The organism is Pseudomonas sp. GM80 (assembly GCF_000282515.1).
Classification (GTDB): domain Bacteria; phylum Pseudomonadota; class Gammaproteobacteria; order Pseudomonadales; family Pseudomonadaceae; genus Aquipseudomonas.
Map to the genome: position 1 here is coordinate 1 of NZ_AKJD01000044.1, position 23,695 is coordinate 23,695.

Genomic DNA, 23,695 nt, shown 5'->3' on the forward strand with positions numbered 1-23,695 from the left:
GCCGCCTTCGGCAGCTCCTACATGGGGATTGCGTGAGGCTGGAGATGAAACTTCTGTCATGAAACTTTGCGGCCTGCGACCGAATGTCGCGGATTCCGCGGGCTGCAGCACTGTTGCGGTTTTTGCAAGAATACATTGCACAAATCGAGCGTTTACTTAGCAAGCTAACAAATCATATAAAAGAGTCCTGCACACGCCTTGCTGCAGATAACTTGAGATTTGGAGCTAGCAGATGACTGTAAAAGTAACTGAACGCGACGATTCACACATGTCCCATGAAGGCGTAGCCGCCGGTATCCGCATCTGGGACGTGCATCAACAAGACTTGCTGGTCGGCATGTTCCACAACGAGATCGATGCCCACAACTACAAGGCCGAGCTGGAAGTGCAAGAGCAGCAACGAGATCTACGATCCGCCTGACTCACCACTCTTCAGGGTTGCAGCCTGCCCCTTTCCGGGTGGCAGGCTGCAACAACATCAGAACCTTCACACCACGCGAATCACACTCAAATAAAGGTTGTCGTCGATCTCCTCCGAAGCTATTTCATCGACGATCAGCCCCTCCTCGAGTCTGACCACCTCACATGCACCACCGCCCATGCCGTCATTCCTGATCGAGTACTGGACAGCGGTCGGGTGCTGCTTGTCGTAATCAAAGGACATGCCACAGGCAATCAGGAAGTCGATTTTCACTTCAGGGATTTCAACTTCCTTATCCCGCTCACCTTCCTTCAGCACGGCATAATCAAGGCACACGTTAATGCCGAACGGGCAGCCCGGCACAAGACTATTGATAAACAGTCCCTGGTAACCCCCGAAGTAACTGTGCTCAGCGCTGACGTCGCTGTAGTCCTTGATCTTGATGACAAACTCGTCAAACAGCCTGAAGAACCAGAAGCCATCTTGATTACCGACATTCCGACCAAAGTCGATGCCGGAAACATGTCGCTTTGGCCACATCGACATCAACGGGATATCTGTTTCATATTCTTTATTGGTAATCGTCAGCAAGTAATTAATGACTTCGTAATAACTCGCATCACCCTCTCCCACTTTTACCAAGGTTGCACAACTGCCCGCCAACAGGACAATCTTGCCGTACCGTTCAACAGGCAGATCTTTCATTAACGACGAAATATACGCAGGTACTTTTTCCAGGTAAGCGGTGGTCAATTCATGCAGCTCGTCCTCGCTGTCGACCTCACGCCAAGGGATGTTCCAGAAAAACTCAGGCAAGGTGAAGAAGAGGCACTCCGAGCCGTCATGGTCTGCTGCAGCGGCCTTGGCAGCGATCCTGATTTTGCGGCGCACAAACTCGACCCGGGCATCCAGTTCGCTGACCACGTAATCGGTAATTGATTGACCAGGCGCACGCAATTGCGAAAACTGCGGATTAAAAGTCGGTTGGCGCAACGAAGCAACACTTAATAACATCAGCAATATCCTTATTCATTTAAATTAATTCCATTTATTCTCCCCACACAAAAAACACCTATATAAAAGTGCAACGCGCTGTTTATGAGCAGCGCAAAATCCTCACACTTCAAACACGTTAATTTCTGCCAAAGAAAACCCGCCGATCGTATCGATACGAATCGGCGGGTTCAATATATAAACACTTTCAAAGTACTAGCAAAGATGTAAGCCGCTAGAACATTAAAACAATTACCACATCAGATCATCAGGAATCTGATACGCCGCGTACGGATCATCTTCGGTGCTGACTTCTTCGGTCTGCACGTTGAGTTGGACGATGCGCTGCGGGTCGCGTTCCTGGATCTTCAGCGCCGCTTCACGCGGAATCACTTCGTAGCCGCCGGCATGGTGGACGATCGCCAGCGAACCGCTGCTGAGCTTGTTGCGCATCAGCGTATTGACCGAGATGCGCTTGACCTTCTTATCGTCGACGAAGTTGTAGTAGTCCTCGGTGGTCAGTTTCGGCAGGCGCGAGACTTCGATCAACTGCTTGACCTGCGCGGCACGTGCCTTGGCTTCGACCTTTTCCTGCTGCTGGCGATTCAGCTCCTGGTCACGCTTGACCTTCTCGGCCTGGGCTTCCTGCGCCGCACGCTGCTGCGTGTCATCCAGTTCGATCTGGCCTTTGTGCGCCAGACGTTGCTGCTTCTGCTTGTCTTTGCTGACCTGCTTGGCCTGCTTTTGGTTGACCAGACCTGCTTTGAGCAACTGGTCGCGAAGGGAAATACTCATGGGGCTTACTCACTTGGGCAGTTGCTCAGCCGCAGCTGGGCGCATTCTTTTCCTGACGTTTGGCTTCGCCCCACAGGGCGTCCAACTCTTCGAGGGTGCAATCTTCTATGGGACGGTGGGTATCGCGCAATGCCTGTTCGATAAATCGGAAACGTCTTTCGAACTTGCCGTTGGCACCACGCAGCGCGGTTTCCGGGTCGACCTTCAAGTGCCGGGCCAGATTGACCACGGAAAACAGCAGGTCGCCGATCTCGTCAGCCACGGCGACGGGATCGTTTTCGGACATCGCTTCAAGGACTTCATCGAGTTCTTCGCGCACCTTGTCGAACACCGGCAAAGCCTCCGGCCAGTCGAAACCGACCTGCCCGGCACGCTTCTGCAACTTGGCTGAACGCGACAGAGCCGGCAGCGTGGCCGGCACGTCGTCGAGCAGGGACAGTTGCTCGGGGGCGGCGGACTTCTCGGCGCGTTCTTCGGCCTTGATCTCTTCCCAGCGCTGCTTGACCTGTTCTTCGCTCAAGCGCGGTACGTCGAGCGGCGCGTACAGATCACCGGTGGGGAACACGTGGGGATGACGACGGATCAGTTTGCGGGTGATGCTGTCGATCACTCCGGCGAATTCGAAACGCCCTTCTTCCTTGGCCAACTGGCTGTAGTAAACGACCTGAAACAGCAGATCGCCGAGCTCACCCTGCAAATGATCGAAGTCGCCGCGCTCGATGGCATCGGCCACTTCGTAGGCTTCTTCGAGGGTGTGCGGGACGATGGTCGCGTAGGTTTGCTTGATGTCCCACGGGCAACCGAACTGCGGATCGCGCAGACGGTTCATCAGGTGGAGCAGGTCTTCAAGGCTGTACATACAAACTCTCACTAAACCTTTCTGCGATCTTGATCGTTCCCACGCTCTGCGTGGGAATGCAGCCCGTGACGCTCCGCGTCACTGGACGCAGAGCGTCCCTTGAGGCATTCCCACGCGGAGCGTGGGAACGATCAATCGAAGCCATCTTCACGGGGTACGGTTACGCCGCGTTTCGATGATGTTCGGCAACTGCGATATACGCCCCAGCAACCGCCCCAGCGCGTCCAGACCCGGGATCTCGATGGTCAGGGACATCAACGCGGTGTTGTCTTCCTTGTTCGAGCGGGTGTTGACCGCCAGCACGTTGATGCGCTCGTTGAGCAACACCTGCGAAACATCACGCAGCAAACCCGAGCGGTCGTAGGCGCGGATGATGATGTCCACCGGATAGGTGAGCACCGGCACCGGGCCCCAACTGACCTGAATGATCCGCTCTGGCTCGCGTCCCGACAGTTGCAGCACCGAGGCGCAGTCCTGACGGTGAATGCTCACGCCACGGCCCTGAGTGATGTAACCGACAATCGCATCGCCCGGCAGCGGCTGGCAGCAGCCGGCCATCTGTGTCATCAGGTTGCCGACGCCCTGGATCTGAATGTCGCCGCGCTTGCCCGGTTTGTAACCGGTGGCTTTGCGCGGGATCAGCTCCAGCTGTTCGTTGCCGCGCTCCGGCTCGACCAGTTGCTGCGCCAGGTTGACCAATTGCGCCAGGCGCAAGTCGCCGGCACCGAGGGCGGCGAACATGTCTTCGGCGGTTTTCATGTTGGCCTTGTCGGCCAGCTTGTCGAAATCCACCGCTGGCAGGCCGAGGCGTGTCAGTTCGCGTTCGATCAGGGTTTTACCGGCCGCAACATTCTGATCGCGCGCCTGCAATTTGAACCAGTGAACGATCTTCGCCCGCGCCCGCGAGGTGGTGACGTAACCGAGGTTCGAGTTCAGCCAGTCGCGGCTCGGCGTGCCGTGTTTGCTGGTGATGATCTCGACCTGCTCACCGGTTTGCAGGCTGTAGTTAAGCGGGACGATGCGCCCGTTGATCTTCGCGCCACGGCAGTTGTGACCGATTTCGGTGTGCACGCGGTAAGCGAAGTCCAGCGGCGTCGCGCCTTTCGGCAAATCAATGGCGTGACCGTCAGGGGTGAAGATGTAAACCCGATCCGGTTCGATATCGACGCGCAGCTGTTCGGCCAGACCACCGATGTCGCCCAGTTCTTCGTGCCACTCGAGCACCTGACGCAGCCAGGAGATTTTCTCTTCGTAGTGATTCGAACCGGATTTGACGTCGGTGCCCTTGTAGCGCCAGTGCGCGCAGACGCCGAGCTCGGCTTCTTCGTGCATCGAGTGCGTGCGGATCTGCACCTCAAGCACCTTACCCTCAGGGCCGATCACCGCCGTGTGCAGCGAGCGGTAGCCGTTCTCTTTCGGGTTGGCGATGTAGTCGTCGAATTCTTTCGGAATGTGCCGCCACAAGGTGTGGACGATACCGAGCGCGGTGTAGCAGTCGCGCATCTCCGGCACCAGCACACGCACCGCACGCACGTCGTAGATCTGGCTGAATTCCAGACCCTTGCGCTGCATTTTGCGCCAGATCGAATAGATGTGTTTGGCCCGGCCGCTGATGTCGGCGTCGACGCCGGTGGCCTGCAATTCGTCCTTGAGCTGGGTCATCACGTCGGCGATGAAACGCTCGCGATCCAGCCGTCGCTCGTGGAGCAACTTGGCGATCTGCTTGTATTGATCCGGTTCGAGGTAACGGAAGGACAAGTCCTCCAGTTCCCACTTGATATGACCGATGCCGAGGCGATGCGCGAGCGGCGCATAGATGTCGAACACTTCGCGGGCGACACGGTTACGCTTTTCATCATCGGCGGTTTTTACCGCACGGATGGCGCAGGTACGTTCGGCGAGTTTGATCAGCGCAACACGGACGTCGTCGACCATCGCCACGAGCATTTTGCGCAGGTTTTCCACTTGCCCTTGCGTGCCCATGACCATCGATTGGCGCGGGCTGAGGCTGGCGCTGATGGCCGCCATGCGCTGCACGCCGTCGATCAGTTTGGCCACCACCGGGCCAAAGCGCTGGCCAATGGCCGCGAGCTCAATCTGGCCTTCGCGTACGCCGCGATACAGGACCGCCGCGACCAGCGAATCCTGATCGAGCTTGAGGTCGGCGAGAATCTCGGCGATCTCCAGACCAGTACTGAAACTGCCGGAGCCTTCGGCCCACAGATTCTTCTTGGCATTGGACTGTTGTTCGGCCTCGCGAGCGAACTCGCAGGCTTCTTTCAAGGCTTCGCGATCCAGTGCCAGATCGACACTGACCGCGTGATCGAGCCAAGCCTCGAGATTGATACTGCCGTCAGTGTTGATCGGCTGGTGTGCTCTCACCTGTACCATCTTGCTTTACCTTCCCTACGACGCAGATTCAATGCGTCAAATCGCTGACCTCTACTGTCCGTTTATACTCGCGGGGCTAATGCGAGCGCTGCGCGGACAGATCAGACGGATTCAGACGAGCCATCCTGGCTCGCTTCAAATAACGCCATGGCCTCGACATGTGCCGTCTGAGGAAACATATCGAGAATCCCGGCACGTTTTAACCGGTAGCCCTGCTTGATCAATTCGACCGTATCGCGCGCCAGAGTTGCAGGGTTGCACGACACGTACACCAACCGTTTCGCGCCCAGGGTCGCGAGCTTGCGCACCACCTCGAAAGCACCGTCACGCGGTGGGTCCAAGAGTACCGCAGAAAAACCATTTCCGACCCACTGAGCATGGCTCAAAGGCTGGGATAAATCGGCTTGAAAAAACTTTGTGTTATGCAAATTGTTACTGGCGGCGTTGGCTTCGGCACGATCGACCATGGTCTGCACGCCTTCGACCGCCACCACTTCACGCACGGACTTGGCCAGCGGCAAGGCGAAGTTGCCCAAGCCGCAGAACAGGTCCAGCACACGCTCATCGCTACGTGGTTTCAACCAGTCCAGCGCCTGGGCGACCATTGCCTCGTTGACGCCGGCATTGACCTGGATAAAGTCGCCGGGCCGATAGGCCAAATTCAGATCCCACTGTTCCAGACGATAACCCAGCGACTGGGTCGCATCGACCGGATGCGGTTCGCCTTCGCCATGCAGCCAGAGTTGCGCTTCATGGAACTGGCAGAAGTCCTTGAGGATGCTCAGATCCGCTTCGGACAACGGCGCCATGTGCCGCAGCAACACCGCCAGTGACGAGCCGCTGAACAACTCGACGTGACCCAACGCTTGCGGCTTGCTCAAGCGACGGAGCATCTCCGGCAAACGGGTCATGATCGGTTGCAAGGGCTGTACCAGCACCGGGCATTCGCTGATCGCGACGATGTCCTGACTGCCAGCCGCGCGAAAACCCACTTCGAGTTTCTTCGCTTTCATGTCCCAGCGCACCGCGATCCGGGCACGACGGCGATAGCCGAATTCCGGGCCGGTCAGCGGTGCTGCCCATTCTTCAGGTTCGACACCGGCAACGCGCGACAATTGCTCGGCGAGCATGCGCTGTTTCAGGGCAAGCTGTTCGCTGTGGGGCAAATGCTGAACGCTGCAACCGCCGCAACGGCCGGCGTGCTGGCACGGCGCCGGGCGACGCAATTCGCTGGCGGTGAACACGCGCTCGGTGCGCGCCTCGACCACTTTGCCGTGGGCGCCGAGCACCCGCGCTTCGACCTCTTCACCGGCAAGGGCGCCGAGGACGAACCAGGTTTTACCTTCGAAAAACGCGATGCCGCGACCGTCATTGGCCAGGCGCTCGATGTTCAAGCGCTGCTTTTTGCCGGTCGGGATTTGCGCAGCCTTGCTTCCGCCAGTGGGCTGAAAGCGCAGGCCTCTCTCGTGCTTGGCCATCAGTTGAGCGCGTCGAAAATGCCGGTCGACAGGTAACGGTCGCCACGGTCGCAGATGATCGCGACGATCACCGCGTTTTCAACTTCTTTGGACAGGCGCAGCATCGCTGCCACCGCACCGCCCGAGGACACGCCGCAGAAGATGCCTTCTTCGCGGGCCAGACGACGGGTGACGTCCTCGGCCTCGCTTTGCGCCATGTCGACGATGCGATCAACGCGATCAGCCTGATAAATCTTCGGCAGGTATTCCTGCGGCCAGCGACGGATACCGGGAATGGCCGAGCCTTCCATCGGCTGCAAACCGACGATCTGCACGCTGTCGCTCTGTTCTTTCAAGTAGCGCGACACGCCCATGATGGTGCCGGTGGTGCCCATCGAACTGACGAAATGGGTGATGCTGCCCTGGGTCTGCCGCCAGATTTCCGGGCCGGTGGTGGTGTAGTGCGCTTCAGGATTGTCACCATTGGCGAACTGATCGAGCACCTTGCCACGGCCTTCGGCTTCCATGCGCTGCGCAAGGTCGCGCGCGCCTTCCATGCCCTCTTCCTGGCTGACCAGAATCAGCTCGGCACCGTAGGCGGTCATCGCCGCTTTGCGCTCGGCACTGGAGTTGTCGGGCATGATCAGGATCATCTTGTAACCCTTGATCGCGGCGGCCATGGCCAGCGCAATGCCGGTGTTACCCGAGGTCGCTTCGATCAGCGTATCGCCGGCGTGGATCTGCCCGCGCAACTCGGCGCGAGTGATCATCGACAGCGCCGGACGGTCCTTGACCGAACCCGCCGGGTTATTCCCTTCGAGCTTGAGCAACAGGGTGTTGCTGGTGGCACCGGGCAGGCGCTGCAAACGCACCAGCGGAGTGTTGCCGACGCAATCGGCGATGGTTGGGTACTGCAGGGTCATGGCGTATTCGCAATCCAGACGTGCGGGGGCGCCTATCATACCGGCAAACCCGCGCAGGCCATATCACGCAAAGTGCGGTGCTTATGGTTTATGGGAATAAGCGTCCGTTAGTCGCTATTTTCTGTGTGCGCCGTATCCAGTGCATAAAACTCATGCAACTTGGCCTGCAGCAATTGCTTATCCGGCAGACAGGTTTGATATTCCGCTATCAATGCGGGCGAAAGGCTGCGATTGAGTGCGTACTCGACGACCTCATCTTCCTTGCTTGCACACAGCAGGACACCGATGGCCGGGCTTTCGTGAGGCTTGCGGACATTGCGATCCAGCGCCTCCAAATAGAAATCCAGCTTGCCGAGGTATTCCGGCTCAAAACGGCCGACCTTCAGTTCAATGGCTACAAGGCAGTTGAGCCCTCGGTGGAAGAACAGAAGATCGAGCGCGAAATCCCTCCCGCCGACTTGCAGTGGGTACTCGGAGCCGACAAAACAGAAATCGCGGCCCAGCTCGCACAAGAATTCCTTGAGGCGCGATAGCAGGCCTTGGTGCAGATCGGTTTCAGAATGGGGGCTGGGCAAGTCGAGAAATTCGATCATGTAGGAATCGCGGAAAATCTCGAGCGCTGCGGGGTGGGATTGTTTCAGCGCGGCGGAGGCTTTTGCCGGATCGGTGACGCTTCGTTCGAACAAAGCTGATTTAAATTGGCGCTCCAACTCGCGCTTCGACCACTTTTCCTGAGCAGCCATTCGCAGGTAAAAGCCCCTCTCCTGTGGGTGTTTGCTTTGGCTCAAAATGATCATGTTATGCGTCCACGGCAATTGTCTCACCAGTGGTGAGACAATTGGATCGTCCCGATAAGCTTCATAAAACTGGCGCATTCTGAAGAGATTTGGCCGAGTGAAACCGCGCAGTCCCGGCTGGGTATGCGCCAGATGAGCAGCCAGCTGACTAATAACGAAATCCCCCCACTCCGCCTGCTCAATCTTGCGACTGATATGCGCCCCCACCTGCCAATAAAGATCAATCAGGTGAGTATTCACCGCCTGCATAGCCTTGTGTCTGGAGCTGTGAATCAGGGCAAGCACTTCGTTGAAACGATCGCCGTCAGAGCTGCCGGTCAAGCTAGATGCGTTCATGCGTAATTCCTGAAAGATTAGGTGAAGCACGAGCCTAAACTGTTCAGGACGCTAGAAATGACCACCGATGCAGCTTGGGAAATGTCGTACAAAAAAAGGCGAGCGCTCCCGCGCAGCCAGGGGGAATGCTGCCCCCGATGGACTACATCGCGAGCAGACTCACTCCTACAACGGATGTGATTTGTTCAGACGATCTGCGGTGAACGCAAATCCAATGCAGGAGTGAGCCTGCTCGCGATAGCGTCATTCGCCCCAACACCATCATCCGCCAATAACCGCAGATTCAGCCGCAGCCCCGCCCCGCCGTTCTCCGCCCAGATACTCCCGCCCTGACGCTGCACGGCGTTGCGCGCAATGCTCAGCCCCAGGCCAAACCCGCCGTCGCCAGGCCGCGAGCCGTCGAGGCGAGTGAACGGCAGGAAGATCCGCTGCAGATCGGACTCAGCCACCCCGCCGCCCTGATCTTCGAGCCACAAATGCCAGTAATCGCCCTCGCGTCGTCCATCGAGCCGCACAATCCCGCCCGCTGGCGAATGCCGGATGGCATTGCGCAGAATGTTCTCCAGCGCCTGCGCCAAGGTATTCAGATTGCCGCGCACCCAGCACGCAGCCTCGACCGAACATTGCAACTGCAGGCTCGGCCAGCCACTTTCATAGCAAGCGTTATCGGTGAGCATTTCCCACAGCGCCTGAATCTGAATTGCCTCGTCCGGCAATGGCGTGCGGTCCGTGTCGAGCCAAGCCAGTTGCAAGGTGTCTTCGACCAATCGCTGCATGCCATCGACCTCACGACCGATGCGTTCGCGCAACTGCGGCAGGCCTTGTTCACTTTCGCTGGCCACGCGCAGTCGGCTCAGCGGCGTACGCAATTCGTGGGAAAGATCTCGCAGCAGTTGCTGTTGCAGGGCGACGGTCGATTGCAGGCGCTCGGACATGGAGTCAAACGCCCTGGCCAATTCACCCAGTTCATCCGGGCGCTGAGTGATCCCGCTCGACAGGCGCACATTCAATTGATCGGCGCGCCAGGCATTGGCCTGTTCGCGCAAGTTGTTCAGCGGCACCACCAGCAAACGATAGAGCCCGACACACAACAACAAAGTGAACAGCCCCGGAATCACACCGTTGGTGACCACCCGCCAGAACAGCCTGTATTTGCCCGGCAAAAAACGCTCGGGCAATTCAATCACCAGACTGCCGGCAGATGGATCCTTGGGAAACGGAATGCGCAGCCATGGCCGTCCCTGCTTGTGAATCGGCCAGTCGAGACCGCGCAAGAAGGTCATGTGCTGGATTTCCTGCTCATTCAACGGCTCATTGCTCAGCGACTGCAAATTACCGCTGATCACGCCGACCCAACCGGCTTCGCGCAACTCCATGCTCTGCAACCAGCTGTCGACACCGTCGCGTTCGCCACGCTGCCAGGCGCGCTCGGCTTCAGCGGCATAGCGGGTCAATGTGCCGCGCGCTTCGTCGGAGAGGAACTGATTACGCTCCTCCATATAGCGGCCCCACGACCAGCTCAGCCAGATCATCAGCAGACAGAACGCGACCAGCAGAAACGCCAGTTTCCAGAACAGCGAATGTCGCCCCGGCAGCTCAGACACTTTCATCGGCGGCGCTCAATACATAACCCTTGCCCCATACCGTGCGCACTTCACGCTCGCTATAACCGATGGTTTTGAGTTTGCGGCGGATCTGGCTGATGTGCATGTCGAGGCTGCGATCGTGGGCGGCATAACCGCGCTGCAACACATGCTGATAAAGGAAGGCTTTGCTGAGCACTTCTTCATCGTTGCGGTTGAGGGTCTCCAGCAAACGGTATTCGCTGCGGGTCAGCCCGGCCGCTTGCTCGCGGTAGAGCACATCGCACTGGTCTTCGTCGAAATGCAGTGTGCCCGTTGCAGCGGGGGCCGCGAGGGTCGCCGGACGCCGATCAAGGGCAACGCGGCGCAGGATCGCTTCGATGCGCACGTGCAATTCGGCCATGCTGAACGGCTTGGGCAGATAGTCGTCGGCGCCAAGGCGAAATCCGCTGATGCGATCAGCCTCGGCGCCGAGCGCCGACATCAGCAGCACCGGGGTCGAATGGCTCTGACGCAATTGCGTCAGCACATTCAAACCGTCCATGCCCGGCAACAGAATATCCATCAGCACCACATCGAACGGTTGGCGCTTGGCGATGTTCAGGCCTTCCTGGCCGTTCTGGCACCAGGTCACTTGAAAGCCGCTGCGGGCCAGCTGTTCGTGAACATAGGCACCGAGCACCGGGTCGTCTTCGATGGAGAGGATGCGTGGCTGGCCAACGGAAACAGGAGTCATGAGTATCTGCAAGTAATTCTCAGTTGAGCGCGATTATTCAAGATTGCCGGGCATCGGGCAACCGAAGGTTGACCTGTCGGACCAACGACAACCTGCGCGCAGACCGACGACGACACCATTTTTCCGAAGATTGCCCGCGAGCAAATCGCTACACTGCGCCAATGTCGCGTGCCGGATGCACGCATGAGTCAACAGATCAGCGGGATGCAGGAGATAGGTGTGCTCACGAAACTGGGAATCAAAGGTCGCGTGCTATTGCTGACCTTGTTGCCAACCAGCCTAATGGCGCTGGTACTCGGTGGTTATTTCACCTGGATGCAGCAGTCCGACTTGCAGACCCAACTGATGCAGCGCGGCGAAATGATCGCCGAGCAACTGGCGCCGCTGGTCGCCCCCGCCATGGGCCATGGCGACAGTGATCTGCTCGAACGCATCGCCACCCAGTCCCTCGAACAACCGGACGTGCGCGCCGTCACCTTTCTTGCGCCCGACCGCACACCGCTGGCCCACGCCGGGCCGACCATGCTCAATCAGGCCCCGAGTGGTGACAGCGCTTTATTGCAACGGCGCAGCGGCAATGACGCGACCCGTTACCTGATGCCGGTGTTCGGCAAGCACCGCAACCTCGCCGGAGAACTGATCCCGGAAGAAGCCGAGCGCCTGCTCGGCTGGGTCGAATTGGAGCTGTCGCACAACGGCATGTTGTTGCGCGGTTATCGCAGCCTGTTTGCCAGCCTGCTGTTGATCGCTGCCGGTCTGGCCGGCGCCGCACTGCTGGCGTTGCGCATGGGCCGCACCATCAACCGCCCGCTTGGGCAGATCAAACAAGCTGTCGCGCAACTGAAGGATGGTCATCTCGAAACCCGCCTGCCGCCACTCGGCAGTCAGGAGCTGGATGAACTGGCATCGGGCATCAACCGCATGGCCGGCACCCTGCAGAACGCCCGCGAAGAATTGCAGCACAGTGTCGATCAGGCCACCGAGGACGTGCGCCAGAACCTGGAAACCATCGAGATCCAGAACATCGAACTCGACCTGGCGCGCAAAGAAGCGCTGGAGGCCAGCCGGATCAAATCCGAATTCCTCGCCAACATGAGTCACGAGATTCGCACGCCGCTCAACGGCATCCTCGGTTTCACCCACCTTTTACAGAAAAGCGAACTGACCCCGCGTCAGCTCGACTACCTGGGCACCATTGAAAAGTCCGCCGACAGCCTGCTGGGGATCATCAACGAGATCCTCGATTTCTCGAAGATCGAGGCCGGCAAACTGGTGCTCGACCACATCCCGTTCAATCTGCGCGATCTGCTTCAGGACACCCTGACCATTCTTGCCCCCGCTGCGCACGCCAAACAGCTTGAACTGGTCAGCCTGGTGTATCGCGACACACCGCTGTCGCTGGTCGGTGACCCGCTGCGCTTGAAGCAGATCCTCACCAACCTGGTCAGCAACGCGATCAAGTTCACCCGCGAAGGCACCATCGTCGCCCGCGCCATGCTCGAAGACGAAAACGACGACAGCGTGCAATTGCGCATTAGCGTTCAGGACACCGGTATCGGCCTGTCGAGCCAGGACGTGCGCGCACTGTTCCAGGCTTTCAGCCAGGCGGACAATTCGCTGTCGCGCCAACCCGGCGGCACAGGTCTGGGGCTGGTGATTTCCAAGCGCCTGATCGAGCAGATGGGTGGCGAAATCGGCGTCGACAGTACGCCAGGCGAAGGTTCGGAATTCTGGATCAGCCTGAGCCTGCCCAAGACCCGCGACGACGCCGAAGACCTGCCCGCAGCGCCGCTGCTCGGGCGCCGCGTGGCGGTGCTGGAAAACCATGAACTGGCGCGTCAGGCCCTGCAGCATCAACTGGAAGACTGCGGCCTCGACGTCACCACTTTCAATACCCTGGAAAGCCTGACCAATGGCGTCACGGGCGCGCACCAGACCGATCAGGCGATTGATCTGGCGGTCATGGGCATCACCAGCAACGACATGCTGCCCGAGCGCTTGAACCAGCACATCTGGGACCTTGAACACCTCGGCTGCAAAGTGCTGGTGCTGTGTCCGACCACCGAACAGACGCTGTTCCATCTGTCAGTGCCCAACCCGCACAGTCAGTTGCAGGCGAAACCGGCCTGCACGCGCAAACTGCGTCGGGCGCTGGCCGATCTGGTCAACCCGCGCCAGCCGCGCACCGAACCGGGGGAACCGTTGTCGAGTCGGGCACCGCGGGTGCTGTGCGTCGACGACAACCCGGCCAACTTGCTGCTGGTGCAAACCCTGCTCGAAGACATGGGCGCCAAGGTGCTCGCGGTCGAGAGCGGTTATGCAGCGGTCAAAGCGGTGCAGAGCGAATCGTTCGACCTGGTGTTGATGGACGTGCAGATGCCCGGGATGGACGGGCGTCAGAGCACCGAAACCATTCGCCAGTGGGAGAGCGAACGGCATTGCACGCCGCTACCGATCGTCGCCCTCACCGCCCACGCCATGGCCAACGAAAAACGCGCGCTGCTGCAGAGCGGCATGGACGACTACCTGACCAAACCGATCAGCGAACGGCAACTGGCGCAGGTGGTGTTGAAGTGGACGGGGCTCGCGCTGCGAAACCAGGGGCCGGAGCGGGCCAGCGAAAGCGCAGCCGGCAATCACGAGTTGCCGGTGCTCGATCATGAGGAAGGCTTGCGCCTGGCCGCTGGCAAGGCTGACCTCGCAGCGGACATGCTGGCGATGCTGCTGGCGTCGCTGGAAGCCGACCGCGAAGCCATTTGCAGCGCCCGCGAGAGCCACGACCAGAACGCCCTGCTCGAACGCGTGCACCGCCTGCACGGCGCCACCCGTTATTGCGGCGTCCCGCAATTGCGCGCGGCCTGTCAGCGCAGTGAAACCCTGCTCAAGCAGGACGACCCCAAGGCCGCCGCCGCACTGGATGAGCTGGAACGCTCGATCAATCGACTCGCGGCACAGGCGCGGATCAGCGCCTGATCCACAGCAATGCCATGAAGGCTCAGGCGCGCTAAAGTTGTCGCGGGTGATTGCAGCCCGCGTCGATGCTCCAGGAGGATTTCATGCGCACGATCGTTTTCAGCAGCCAGACCTACGACCGCGACAGCTTCATCGCTGCCGACGACCCGGCCGACATCGAACTGCACTTTCAACCGGCGCGGCTCAGCCTCGACACGGCGGCACTGGCCGACGGGCATGACGTCGTTTGTGCGTTCATCAATGACGACCTCAGTGCCACCGTACTCGAACGTCTGGCCGCGGGCGGCACCCGACTGATCGCCTTGCGCTCGGCGGGCTACAACCATGTTGACCTGATGGCCGCCAAACGCCTGGGGCTGACCGTCGTTCGCGTCCCGGCCTACTCGCCTCACGCGGTGGCCGAACATGCGGTGGCGTTGATCCTGGCACTGAACCGGCGTTTGCACCGCGCCTACAACCGCACCCGCGAAGGCGATTTCAGCCTGCACGGGCTGACCGGTTTCGATCTGGTCGGCAAAACCGTCGGCATTGTCGGCACCGGGCAGATCGGTGCGACGTTTGCGAAGATCATGCACGGCTTCGGGTGTGAGTTGCTTGCATACGATCCGTATCCAAACCCACAGGTTCTCGCCCTCGGCGCGCGTTATCTGAGCCTGCCGGAACTGCTCGCACAGTCGCGCATCATCAGCCTGCACTGCCCGCTCAACGAGCAGAGCAAACACCTGATCAACCGTGACTCACTGGCGCACATGCAACCGGGCGCCATGCTCATCAACACCGGCCGTGGTGGTCTGGTCGATACGCCGGCGCTGATCGACGCGCTGAAAGAAGGTCAGCTCGGCTATCTGGGTCTGGATGTGTATGAAGAAGAGGCGCAACTGTTTTTCGAGGATCGCTCCGACCTGCCGCTGCAGGACGATGTGCTGGCGCGCTTGCTGACCTTCCCGAATGTGATCATCACCGCGCATCAGGCTTTCCTGACGCGCGAGGCACTGGGTGCGATTGCCGCGACGACCCTGCACAACATCGCCGCCTGGGCGGCCGGTGCGCCGCAGAACCAGGTCGAGGGTTGACGCGCAGGCGGCGAATTCGGGCTAGAGCGACGCCGCCAGTATCAACAGCGCCAGCCAGCCGAAACCGAAAAAGCGCTGCTTCATCGAGTGCCCGCGGCGCAGCAGGAACCAGACGAAAATCATCGGCATCAGGAACACCATGATTTTCAGCCAGCCTTCGACCGGGCGGCTGCCGTCTTCATTGATGTGCATTTCAACCCCGGTGGCCGGCGCACGACGACGCTCTTCGGCGGCGGGCGTGACGGGCGGCAACGGCTGCGTTGCGGGAGGGACGAACGCCTCCGGCACTGCTTTGTTGCGGGGCAGACTGCCGAACGAAATGGTCGAGACCTGAACGGGCGTGGCGCCAGACTGCGGTTGTGCTGCAGGTACCTGGCTGGCCTGCGCCGCCATCGGTGCGCCGCAATGAATGCACGCGGCTGCTTGCGAGCTGATGCTGCGCTTGCATTCATAACATTCGATCAGCGCCATGTTGCGTTCCTTCAGAGTCGAGGGCGGCAGTTTGCCATGGGTGTGGGTCGATTTGAACCGGATCGAAGGTCGCACGCGCACATCATTCTGCAACCGGGCCCGTGCTAGCATGTCGCGCATATTTGGAGGACCCATGGTCGAACACGATTTCCGCTACAACCTGATGAACCCGCAACACACCCTCACCGAATGCCGCGCGCTGGTTCCGGGCCGCTATCAGGTGACCGGCAACGGTGGCTCGATTCGCATCGGTGACGCGCTGTTGGTCACCCTCAAAGGCAGCAAGGATTTGTCCATGCGCCTGACCGTCGAAACCGTTCGCCACCTGATCAATCCGCCAGGCCAATGGACCGCGATGACCACGGGCCCCGTGTTCGGTGAACTGGCCATCCATACCTGGCAGGTCAACTGCGACAGCTGCGCCAAAGAGCTGAGCTTTGAATTTGCCGTGGATGCCAAACTAGGCAAAACCGCGGAGAAACCGGCGGCCACGGCACGTATCGCCGAGCTGGGCTGGAAAGCCGTTGGCGACAAGCACCTGTGCCCGAAATGCCAGGAGCCTGCGTGATGAAACGCCTTGCCCTGACCGCTCTGGTCGGTGCCGGCCTGGTAGGCTGCGCCGCGGAGCCTGTGCAACTGCAACAGAACCGCAGTTACATTCTGGAATGGATCGGCGAGCGGCCATTGATGGATTACAGCCATCTGACCGTGACCCTTGGCGATGATGGTCGCGCCTACGGCAACGGCGGCTGCAACCATTGGTTCGCACCGTACACGCTGGACGGCGACAAGATCAGCTTCGGCAAGATCGGCAAGACCCGCAAACTCTGCGCCCCGGCGCTGATGGAGCAGGAGCAGCGCTTCCTGCAGGCGCTGGAGCATGTCGAGCGCTGGGACATCTCGCCGATCGAGCAGATGCGCTTCTGGCCAGCCGCAGGCAAGCCTTTGCGCTGGTGGCTGGAAGAGGGTTAACCCGCAAAAGATCGTAGCCTTCGGCAGCGCCTACAGGGATCGTGTCCACCCTGTAGGCGCTGCCGAAGGCTGCGATCTTTTCTTCCACTAACAACCTATTGGGTCGCCTGCAACGCTTCGAGTTTGGCCATCACCCCCGCCGCCGTCTGCTCGCCCATCAATTGCTCACGCACCTTGCCTTTGTTGTCGATGATGTACGTCACCGGCAGTGCCTCACTGCGTGGCAAGTCGAACAACTCCGCCGGATCCTGCGCCAGCACGGTGAACTTGATGCCGAGCTTCTCGCTGGCGTCTTTCAACTCGACACCCTGCACATTGTCGAAGTTGACCCCGAACACGCCGACGTTCTTGCTCTTCAGTTCATCAGCCAAATGGTTGAGTTCCGGGATTTCGGTTCGGCACGGGCCACACCATTCGGCCCAGTAATTGACGATTACCCATTGTTTGTCCAAGCGCTCGGACGCAACTTTTTGCCCATTCTGGTCGATCCCGTAATCGTTGCCGCAGCCCCCCAGCATCAACGCCCCGATAATCGTCAATGCCGCTGCCAATCGCCGTGTCATGTCCTGTTCCTTGTGAAAATTTGAAGGCGCCTGCGACCCATCGCCTCTGACGGTTCTGGATTGCGCGCTGCACAGTTAGAATAGCCGCCACTTTACGCCAGAAGCGACCCGCCATGACCGATCTGACGCTTTATCACAATCCGCGCTGCTCGAAATCCCGCGGCGCGCTGGAACTCATTGAAGCCCGCGGCCTGACGCCAACGGTCGTGCGCTACCTCGAAACCCCGCTGAACGCGGCGCAAATCAAGGCCCTGCTCGGCAAGCTGGGGATCAGCGCACGTCAGTTGCTGCGCAGCGGCGAAGATGAATACAAAATGCTTCAACTCGCTGACGAAAGCCTCAGCGAAGCGCAATTGATCGACGCCATCGCCCAGCATCCGAAATTGATGGAGCGACCGATTCTTGAAGCCGGCGACAAAGCCGTCATCGGCCGTCCACCGGAAAACGTGCTGGAGTTGCTGCCGTGAGCGCGCCTTACATTCTGGTGCTGTATTACAGCCGCAACGGCTCGACCAACGAGATGGCGCGGCAGATTGCTCGCGGTGTCGAGCAGGCCGGCCTCGAAGCGCGTCTGCGCACCGTGCCGGCGATTTCCACCGAGTGCGAAGCGGTGGCGCCGAGCATCCCGGACGACGGCGCGCTCTACGCGACTCTCGATGATCTGAAAAACTGTGCCGGCCTGGCGCTGGGCAGCCCGACGCGTTTCGGCAACATGGCCGCGCCACTGAAGTACTTTCTCGACGGCACCAGCAACCTGTGGCTGACCGGCGCGCTGGTGGGCAAACCGGCTGGCGTGTTCACCTCGACCGCCAGCCTGCACGGCGGTCAGGAAACCACCCTGCTGTCGATGATGCTGCCGCTGCTGCACCACGGCATGATGATCACCGGCCTGCCCTACAGCGAATCGGCGCTACTGGAAACCCAAGGTGGCGGCACGCCTTACGGCGCCAGCCATCATGCCGGGGCGGACGGCAAAAAGGGTCTCGATCAGCACGAAGTCGCGCTGTGCCGCGCGCTCGGTCTGCGTCTGGCCAAGACTGCGCAGAAACTGGAGGGCTGACGGTGGCGAAGAAGCCGAAAATCCTGCCTGCCGTCGAGTGGCTGGAGCCACGCGTCAAGGCCATGCGCGTCATCAGCCTGCTGAGTTTTTTCGCCTTGGGCGGATTGCTCGCGGCCTACTATCTGATCTTCGCTGACCTGCACGGCGCACGGCCGTGGGTGATTCTGCTGGTCGAGCTGATCCCGTGGCTCGTCCTCGCCCCGGCGATGATCATGGGCAGCGCCCGTGGCCATTCGTGGATGTGTTTTGTGGTGAATCTGTATTTCATCAAGGGCGCACTGGCGGCGTATGACCCCAACCGGCAGTTGTTTGGCGTGCTGGAGATGGTCGCGAGTCTGGCGGTGTTCTGCTCCGCGCTGCTGTATGTGCGGTGGCGGTATCAGTTGAATCGCAAATTGGCTGGCGAAGGCGAAATCTCCATCGCCTGACAGACCGTCATCGCTGGCAAGCCAGCTCCCACAGGTTTTTGCGTCGATCACATAATTGTGTTTCAACAGAGATCCTGTGGGAGCTGGCTTGCCAGCGATTGGGGCGACTCGGTCTTAATGGTTGACGGTGTAAGCGAGCATCATCGAAATCTGACTCATCGGCCGCCCGCCGCTCTGTTCATGCCACTGGTTGAACACGTCCTGCACAATCTTCAGATCACGCTGGCTGGTCGGCACCTTGTCGACGATTTTCTGTGCGTTCAGCGCCGCCACCACGTCATAGCTCGGCACGAAGGTGTCCTTGCCGACCATGCGCAAAAACCGTGGCGCCGATAGCCCGCCGAGTTGATGGCCGTGCTTTTTCAGATACGTCCACAAACCGACGATATCAGTCACCGGCCAGTCGGCGATCAGCGCGCCGAAACTGCCCTTGTCCTTCTCGACGTCGAGGATGAACTGCGCATTGCGCGGCACGCTTTTCAACTTGCCCAAGTGACGAATGATCCGCGCATCCTGCATCAGCCGCTCGAGGTGTTCGGCGCTCATCAGCACGACTTTTTCCGGGTCGAACTTGAAGAACACTTCTTCGAAGGCCGGCCACTTGGCGTCGACCAGACTGTGCTTGAGGCCGGCGCGGAATACGCGTAGAGCCATGGTCGAGAGGTAGCGGTCGTCGCTGATCTTGCGCAGTTGCGCGGGGGTCTTGGGAACGGGCAGATGGGCTTCCAGTTCAGCCGCCGAACCGAAGCGGTTCAGACAGTATTCGTGCAGCCACTTGTAATCGCGCATGCCCTCTCCTATCGAATGAAACAAAAAACCAATGTGGGGCCTCTGTGGCGAGGGGATTTATCCCCGTTGGGCTGCGTAGCAGCCCCAGACTATTCTGGGAGCGCTTCGCGCTCCAACGGGGATAAATCCCCTCACCACAAAAGTGTGGCCCCACAGAGATTGGGTTTAGAGATTGACGACGTTCACAAAGCGCGAAGCCGCAGTCTCGTCGATCTTCAGGCTGGTGAAGTCGAACAGGTTGCGGTCGGCCAGTTGCGACGGGATGACATTCTGCAGACTGCGGAAGATGCTTTCCGTTCGACCGGGTGTCTTGCGCTCCCAGTCCTGAAGCATGTCCTTGACCACCTGACGCTGCAGGTTTTCCTGCGAACCGCAAAGGTTGCACGGGATGATCGGGAATTCCTTCAAGTCCGAATAGGCCTGAATGTCTTTCTCGTTGCAGTACGCCAGCGGACGGATCACCACGTTGCGGCCATCGTCGGCGCGCAGCTTCGGCGGCATGGCTTTCAGCGAACCGTTGAAGAACATATTGAGGAAGAACGTCTCGACGATGTCATCACGATGATGACCGAGGGCCATCTTGGTCGCGCCGATTTCATCAGCGAAGGTGTACAGCGTGCCGCGACGCAGGCGTGAGCACAGCGAGCAAGTAGTCTTGCCCTCGGGAATCAATTCCTTGACCACCGAGTAGGTGTCTTTCTCGACGATGTGGTACTCGACGCCCAGCTCTTTGAGGTAGGCCGGCAGCACGTGCTCGGGGAAGCCCGGCTGCTTCTGGTCCATGTTCACCGCGACGATCTCGAACTTGATCGGGGCAACCTTCTGCAGGTGCAGCAGCACGTCGAGCATGGTGTAACTGTCCTTGCCCCCGGACAGGCAGACCATGACCTTGTCGCCGTCTTCAATCATGTTGAAGTCGGCAACCGCTTCGCCGGCCAGGCGGCGCAGGCGCTTTTGCAGTTTGTTCTGGTTGACCGTAAGAGTGCCCATGACGCGAAATCCGTGAGGTGTGACGAAAGGCCGGCATTTTACGCAAAAACCCCGGATGCGCGAAGCACCTGTGGCGAGGGGATTTATCCCCGTTGGGTTGCGAAGCAGCCCCAAAACCTGAGAACTCGGTTTGCCTGACACTGCGCGGTGAATGGCTTGGCGACTGCTGCGCAGCCGAACGGGGATAAATCCCCTCGCCACAAAAGTGTTTCAAGCATCAAAAATGCCTTACCGGCAAGACCCCAAGGCGATTAAGCCCCGTGTTTACAGCGCGATTTGCTCTAAGCCCCTAATACCTGTGCGGTTAAGTCCTTTCTATACTGCGACATAAGGTCGCACACATCCAAGACCTGAATTTGCTCGGCCTCATTGGCCCGTAGGCGCTCCGTTGGGGGGCGATGGCAATAACAAGAGGAGTGACTGGCATGATCCATCACGTAGTGGGACTTTTTACCCACCCCGATCAGGAATGGAAGGAAATCCGTGGCGACCAAGAGGAAAGCATCAGCCACATGTACCTGACCCACACGCTGATTCTGGCGGCGATCCCGGCTATCTCGGCGTTCATTGGCACCACCCAGGTCGGCTGGGTGATCGGCAACCGTGCGCCGGTCATGCTCACCGTCGAAAGCGCAGTCTGGATGACCGTCATGTCGTACCTGGCCATGCTCGGCGGGGTCGCGGTCATGGGCGCCTTCGTGCACTGGATGGCGCGCACGTATGACGCCAATCCAAGTCTGGCCCGTTGTGTCGCATTTGCCACTTACACCGCAACACCGTTGTTTGTCGGCGGGCTGGCGGCGCTGTATCCGCATATGTGGCTGGGGATGATCGTCGGCACGGCGGCCATCTGCTACACGGTTTATCTGTTGTACGTGGGGCTGCCGACGTTCATGAACATTCCGTCGGATGAAGGGTTCCTGTTTTCAAGTTCGGTGCTGGCGGTGGGTCTGGTGGTACTGGTTGCCATCATGGCGTTCACCGTGATTGTCTGGGGGCTGGGCGTAGGTCCCGTCTATACCAACTGATTCGCCAATCCAATCCGAGGCCGCCGCAAGGCGGCCTTGTCGTTTGCCGGATGACCATTCGGCAGCTCGGCGATTCGCAAGTCCGGGGCGTTGCGGCATACTCGCCGTCTCTGGAGATCCATCAAGCATGCCCGAGCAACTCAATACCCGCGTCGAAGACTGTTACCAACTCGCTGAAGCCTTTTTCAAACGTCATTTCCAACGCCCCGTTGTCAGTCTCAAGCTGCGCGGGCAAAAAGCCGGTGTCGCGCATTTGCACGAGAACCTGCTGCGCTTCAACCCGCAGCTGTACCGGGAAAACACCGAACACTTCCTCAAGCAGACCGTGGCCCACGAAGTCGCGCACCTGATCGCCCATCAGCTGTTTGGCGACCGCATCCAGCCGCATGGCGAGGAGTGGCAACTGATCATGCGCGGGGTTTACGAACTGCCGCCGGATCGCTGCCACACCTACGCCATCAAACGCCGCAGCGTCACGCGCTATATCTACAAATGCCCGTGCGTGGACAGTGATTTTCCATTCTCGGCGCAGCGCCACAGCCTGGTGCGACAGGGGCGGCGGTATTTGTGCCGGCGCTGCCGCAACACCTTGGTGTTCAGTGGTGAGATGCGGGTGGAATAGTCAGATTTGTGTTGCCCTGGCTGGCCTCATCGCTGGCAAGCCAGCTCCCACAGGTTTTTGTGTCGATCACAATATTGTGTTCCACCAAAAATCCTGTGGGAGCTGGCTTGCCAGCGATGAGGCCTGTACAGACACTAAAGAATGACTTTGGAAGACCGCAGTTCTGCTATCCGCTGAGCACTGAACCCCAACTCCGCTAACACCTGATCGGTATGCTGCCCCAACACCGCCCCAACATGTCGCGGCGCCGGCAACGCCTCGGAAAACTTCAACGGGCACGCCATCTGCGCCTGCGACGTGCCATCCCCACGCGGCACTTGCGTCACCAGTTCACGCGCCTGCAATTGCGGGTGCCGAACGGCCTCACCTAGACTCAACACCGGCTCGACACAGGCATCAATCCCGGCAAACATCTCGCACAGTTCAACAAAGTCATGCCGCTCGAACTCGACCTTCAAGGCATCTTTCAGCGCTCGCTGTTGCTCAGGTTTCGGCGATAACCCCTGTGCCGCCAACTCCGGCCGTCCCAGCGCGGTACACATCTGCTGCATAAACCCCGGCTCCAGACTGCCGACCGACATCCAGCGCCCGTCGCGGGAACGGTAATAGTCATAGAAGCTGCCGCCATTAAGCATCTGCTCTTCCCATGCGGGCTCCTCGCCGCAAGCCAGATACCCGGCGCCGGCCATGGCATTCAGGCTGAACGCACAATCGGTCATGCTCACGTCGATATGGGTGCCCTGCCCCGTTTGCTGACGGGCAATGACTGCCGCGAGCAAACCGATCACCCCGTGCAACGAACCACCGGCGACATCGGCCACTTGCATGCCCAACGGCAACGGCCCGCTGTCGGCGCGGCCGGTGTAGCTGGCAAGTCCGGCCAGCGCGAGGTAGTTGATGTCGTGCCCGGCGCGATCCTTGTACGGCCCGGTCTGGCCATAACCGGTGATCGACACATAGATCAGTTTCGGATTGATCGCTTTCAATGCTTCATAACCCAGCCCCAGACGTTCCATCACTCCGGGGCGAAACTGCTCGAGAACGATGTCGTAATCGGCCAGCAACTGCTTGACCACGTCCAGCGCTTCGGGCTGTTTCAGGTCAAGTGCCAGGCTGCGTTTGTTGCGGTTCAGGTAGGCATGACTGGCGGATATCCCGGCATCGTGCGGCGGCAACAGCCGCAGCAGGTCCAGACGCGTCGGCGATTCGATGCGCAGCACGTCCGCGCCCATGTCGGCCAGCAACAGCGAGGCAAACGGCCCCGGCAACAGGGTCGAGAAATCGAGGATTTTCAGTGAGGCCAGCGGTGCAGACATGGGCAAGCTCCTTGGGCGATGCACTCAGCCTAGGCAGCCATTGCCGATGCAGCAATCACCGGATATGTCAGCGGGTGTGACCGTTACGCTCAAATCGCAAGCAATAAAAAACCCCGTGG

At 59.6% G+C, this 23,695-nt stretch carries 24 protein-coding genes; 10 read left to right on the forward strand and 14 right to left on the reverse strand.

Going from position 1 to position 23,695, the window contains the following annotated elements:
• The first annotated feature begins 232 nt into the window (after window positions 1-232).
• Window positions 233-421 (forward strand): hypothetical protein, encoded by a 189-nt coding sequence (locus tag PMI37_RS06280; RefSeq protein ID WP_008079144.1) that lies wholly within the window; start codon window positions 233-235, stop codon window positions 419-421.
• A 66-nt stretch (window positions 422-487) separates the two neighbouring features.
• Here PMI37_RS06280 and PMI37_RS06285 read toward each other — a convergent pair whose 3' ends face one another.
• From PMI37_RS06285 to PMI37_RS06325, 9 genes are all read right to left on the reverse strand, one after another.
• Window positions 488-1,435, reverse strand: coding sequence for a hypothetical protein (locus tag PMI37_RS06285; protein WP_008079145.1), 948 nt, complete (start codon window positions 1,433-1,435; stop codon window positions 488-490).
• A gap of 231 nt (window positions 1,436-1,666) precedes the next feature.
• Window positions 1,667-2,209, reverse strand: coding sequence for a DUF2058 domain-containing protein (locus tag PMI37_RS06290; protein ID WP_008079146.1), 543 nt, complete (start codon window positions 2,207-2,209; stop codon window positions 1,667-1,669).
• A gap of 25 nt (window positions 2,210-2,234) precedes the next feature.
• Window positions 2,235-3,068: a nucleoside triphosphate pyrophosphohydrolase gene (gene mazG / locus PMI37_RS06295; RefSeq protein ID WP_008079147.1), complete on the reverse strand. Its 834-nt coding sequence runs from the start codon at window positions 3,066-3,068 to the stop codon at window positions 2,235-2,237.
• Window positions 3,069-3,215: 147 nt separating this feature from the next.
• The gene (gene relA, locus PMI37_RS06300; protein ID WP_008079148.1) at window positions 3,216-5,459 is read right to left on the reverse strand and encodes a GTP diphosphokinase; all 2,244 of its coding nucleotides are present in this window, start codon (window positions 5,457-5,459) and stop codon (window positions 3,216-3,218) included.
• 101 nt (window positions 5,460-5,560) lie between these two features.
• The gene (rlmD, locus tag PMI37_RS06305) at window positions 5,561-6,937 is read right to left on the reverse strand and encodes a 23S rRNA (uracil(1939)-C(5))-methyltransferase RlmD (protein WP_008079149.1); all 1,377 of its coding nucleotides are present in this window, start codon (window positions 6,935-6,937) and stop codon (window positions 5,561-5,563) included.
• Window positions 6,937-7,839, reverse strand: coding sequence for a cysteine synthase CysM (gene cysM, locus PMI37_RS06310; protein WP_045123038.1), 903 nt, complete (start codon window positions 7,837-7,839; stop codon window positions 6,937-6,939). Before cysM ends, rlmD begins: the two co-directional genes overlap by 1 nt.
• A 107-nt stretch (window positions 7,840-7,946) precedes the next feature.
• The gene (locus PMI37_RS06315) at window positions 7,947-8,972 is read right to left on the reverse strand and encodes a PDDEXK nuclease domain-containing protein (RefSeq protein ID WP_008079151.1); all 1,026 of its coding nucleotides are present in this window, start codon (window positions 8,970-8,972) and stop codon (window positions 7,947-7,949) included.
• A gap of 185 nt (window positions 8,973-9,157) precedes the next feature.
• Window positions 9,158-10,582, reverse strand: a complete 1,425-nt coding sequence (locus PMI37_RS06320) for a sensor histidine kinase (RefSeq protein ID WP_008079152.1) — start codon at window positions 10,580-10,582, stop codon at window positions 9,158-9,160.
• The gene (locus PMI37_RS06325) at window positions 10,569-11,291 is read right to left on the reverse strand and encodes a response regulator transcription factor (RefSeq protein WP_008079158.1); all 723 of its coding nucleotides are present in this window, start codon (window positions 11,289-11,291) and stop codon (window positions 10,569-10,571) included. The genes PMI37_RS06320 and PMI37_RS06325 overlap by 14 nt, the downstream gene beginning before the upstream one ends.
• Before the next feature lie 219 nt (window positions 11,292-11,510).
• Between PMI37_RS06325 and PMI37_RS06330 the strand changes: the two genes are divergently transcribed.
• Both PMI37_RS06330 and PMI37_RS06335 read left to right on the forward strand, forming a co-directional pair.
• Entirely contained in the window at window positions 11,511-14,264 is a 2,754-nt protein-coding gene (locus tag PMI37_RS06330) for a response regulator (protein ID WP_045123040.1), read from the forward strand.
• Between the two features lie 83 nt (window positions 14,265-14,347).
• Window positions 14,348-15,337 (forward strand): 2-hydroxyacid dehydrogenase, encoded by a 990-nt coding sequence (locus PMI37_RS06335; RefSeq protein ID WP_008079163.1) that lies wholly within the window; start codon window positions 14,348-14,350, stop codon window positions 15,335-15,337.
• A 21-nt stretch (window positions 15,338-15,358) separates the two neighbouring features.
• Here PMI37_RS06335 and PMI37_RS06340 read toward each other — a convergent pair whose 3' ends face one another.
• The gene (locus tag PMI37_RS06340) at window positions 15,359-15,808 is read right to left on the reverse strand and encodes a hypothetical protein (RefSeq protein ID WP_008079165.1); all 450 of its coding nucleotides are present in this window, start codon (window positions 15,806-15,808) and stop codon (window positions 15,359-15,361) included.
• A 133-nt stretch (window positions 15,809-15,941) separates the two neighbouring features.
• On the opposite strand from PMI37_RS06340, the gene PMI37_RS06345 reads away from it, so the two are divergent.
• On the forward strand, window positions 15,942-16,376 hold the full coding sequence (locus PMI37_RS06345; RefSeq protein ID WP_008079168.1) for a hypothetical protein: 435 nt from the start codon (window positions 15,942-15,944) through the stop codon (window positions 16,374-16,376).
• Entirely contained in the window at window positions 16,376-16,780 is a 405-nt protein-coding gene (locus PMI37_RS06350) for an META domain-containing protein (RefSeq protein ID WP_008079169.1), read from the forward strand. The genes PMI37_RS06345 and PMI37_RS06350 overlap by 1 nt, the downstream gene beginning before the upstream one ends.
• A gap of 95 nt (window positions 16,781-16,875) precedes the next feature.
• Here the strand turns inward: PMI37_RS06350 and PMI37_RS06355 are convergent, their stop codons facing one another.
• Window positions 16,876-17,343, reverse strand: a complete 468-nt coding sequence (locus PMI37_RS06355) for a TlpA disulfide reductase family protein (RefSeq protein WP_008079171.1) — start codon at window positions 17,341-17,343, stop codon at window positions 16,876-16,878.
• A 113-nt stretch (window positions 17,344-17,456) separates the two neighbouring features.
• Between PMI37_RS06355 and arsC the strand changes: the two genes are divergently transcribed.
• Genes arsC through PMI37_RS06370 form a run of 3 tightly spaced genes read left to right on the forward strand, consistent with a single transcriptional unit; the run spans window position 17,457 to window position 18,831 of the window.
• Entirely contained in the window at window positions 17,457-17,810 is a 354-nt protein-coding gene (gene arsC / locus PMI37_RS06360; protein ID WP_008079173.1) for an arsenate reductase (glutaredoxin), read from the forward strand.
• The gene (gene wrbA, locus PMI37_RS06365) at window positions 17,807-18,403 is read left to right on the forward strand and encodes an NAD(P)H:quinone oxidoreductase (protein WP_008079176.1); all 597 of its coding nucleotides are present in this window, start codon (window positions 17,807-17,809) and stop codon (window positions 18,401-18,403) included. The genes arsC and wrbA overlap by 4 nt, the downstream gene beginning before the upstream one ends.
• 2 nt (window positions 18,404-18,405) lie before the next feature.
• The gene (locus PMI37_RS06370) at window positions 18,406-18,831 is read left to right on the forward strand and encodes a DUF2069 domain-containing protein (RefSeq protein ID WP_008079178.1); all 426 of its coding nucleotides are present in this window, start codon (window positions 18,406-18,408) and stop codon (window positions 18,829-18,831) included.
• A gap of 114 nt (window positions 18,832-18,945) precedes the next feature.
• On the opposite strand, the gene PMI37_RS06375 is transcribed toward PMI37_RS06370, so the two are convergent.
• Together PMI37_RS06375 and ttcA are read right to left on the reverse strand one after the other, a co-directional pair.
• Window positions 18,946-19,620: a DNA-3-methyladenine glycosylase I gene (locus PMI37_RS06375; protein WP_008079179.1), complete on the reverse strand. Its 675-nt coding sequence runs from the start codon at window positions 19,618-19,620 to the stop codon at window positions 18,946-18,948.
• Window positions 19,621-19,785: 165 nt separating this feature from the next.
• Window positions 19,786-20,610, reverse strand: coding sequence for a tRNA 2-thiocytidine(32) synthetase TtcA (ttcA, locus tag PMI37_RS06380; RefSeq protein WP_008079181.1), 825 nt, complete (start codon window positions 20,608-20,610; stop codon window positions 19,786-19,788).
• A 425-nt stretch (window positions 20,611-21,035) separates the two neighbouring features.
• On the opposite strand from ttcA, the gene PMI37_RS06385 reads away from it, so the two are divergent.
• Both PMI37_RS06385 and PMI37_RS06390 read left to right on the forward strand, forming a co-directional pair.
• Window positions 21,036-21,638: a Yip1 family protein gene (locus PMI37_RS06385; RefSeq protein ID WP_008079182.1), complete on the forward strand. Its 603-nt coding sequence runs from the start codon at window positions 21,036-21,038 to the stop codon at window positions 21,636-21,638.
• Window positions 21,639-21,765: 127 nt separating this feature from the next.
• Entirely contained in the window at window positions 21,766-22,260 is a 495-nt protein-coding gene (locus PMI37_RS06390) for a SprT family zinc-dependent metalloprotease (RefSeq protein WP_008079183.1), read from the forward strand.
• Window positions 22,261-22,394: 134 nt separating this feature from the next.
• Here the strand turns inward: PMI37_RS06390 and PMI37_RS06395 are convergent, their stop codons facing one another.
• Entirely contained in the window at window positions 22,395-23,576 is a 1,182-nt protein-coding gene (locus PMI37_RS06395; protein ID WP_008079184.1) for a CaiB/BaiF CoA transferase family protein, read from the reverse strand.
• Window positions 23,577-23,695: the final 119 nt, after the last annotated feature.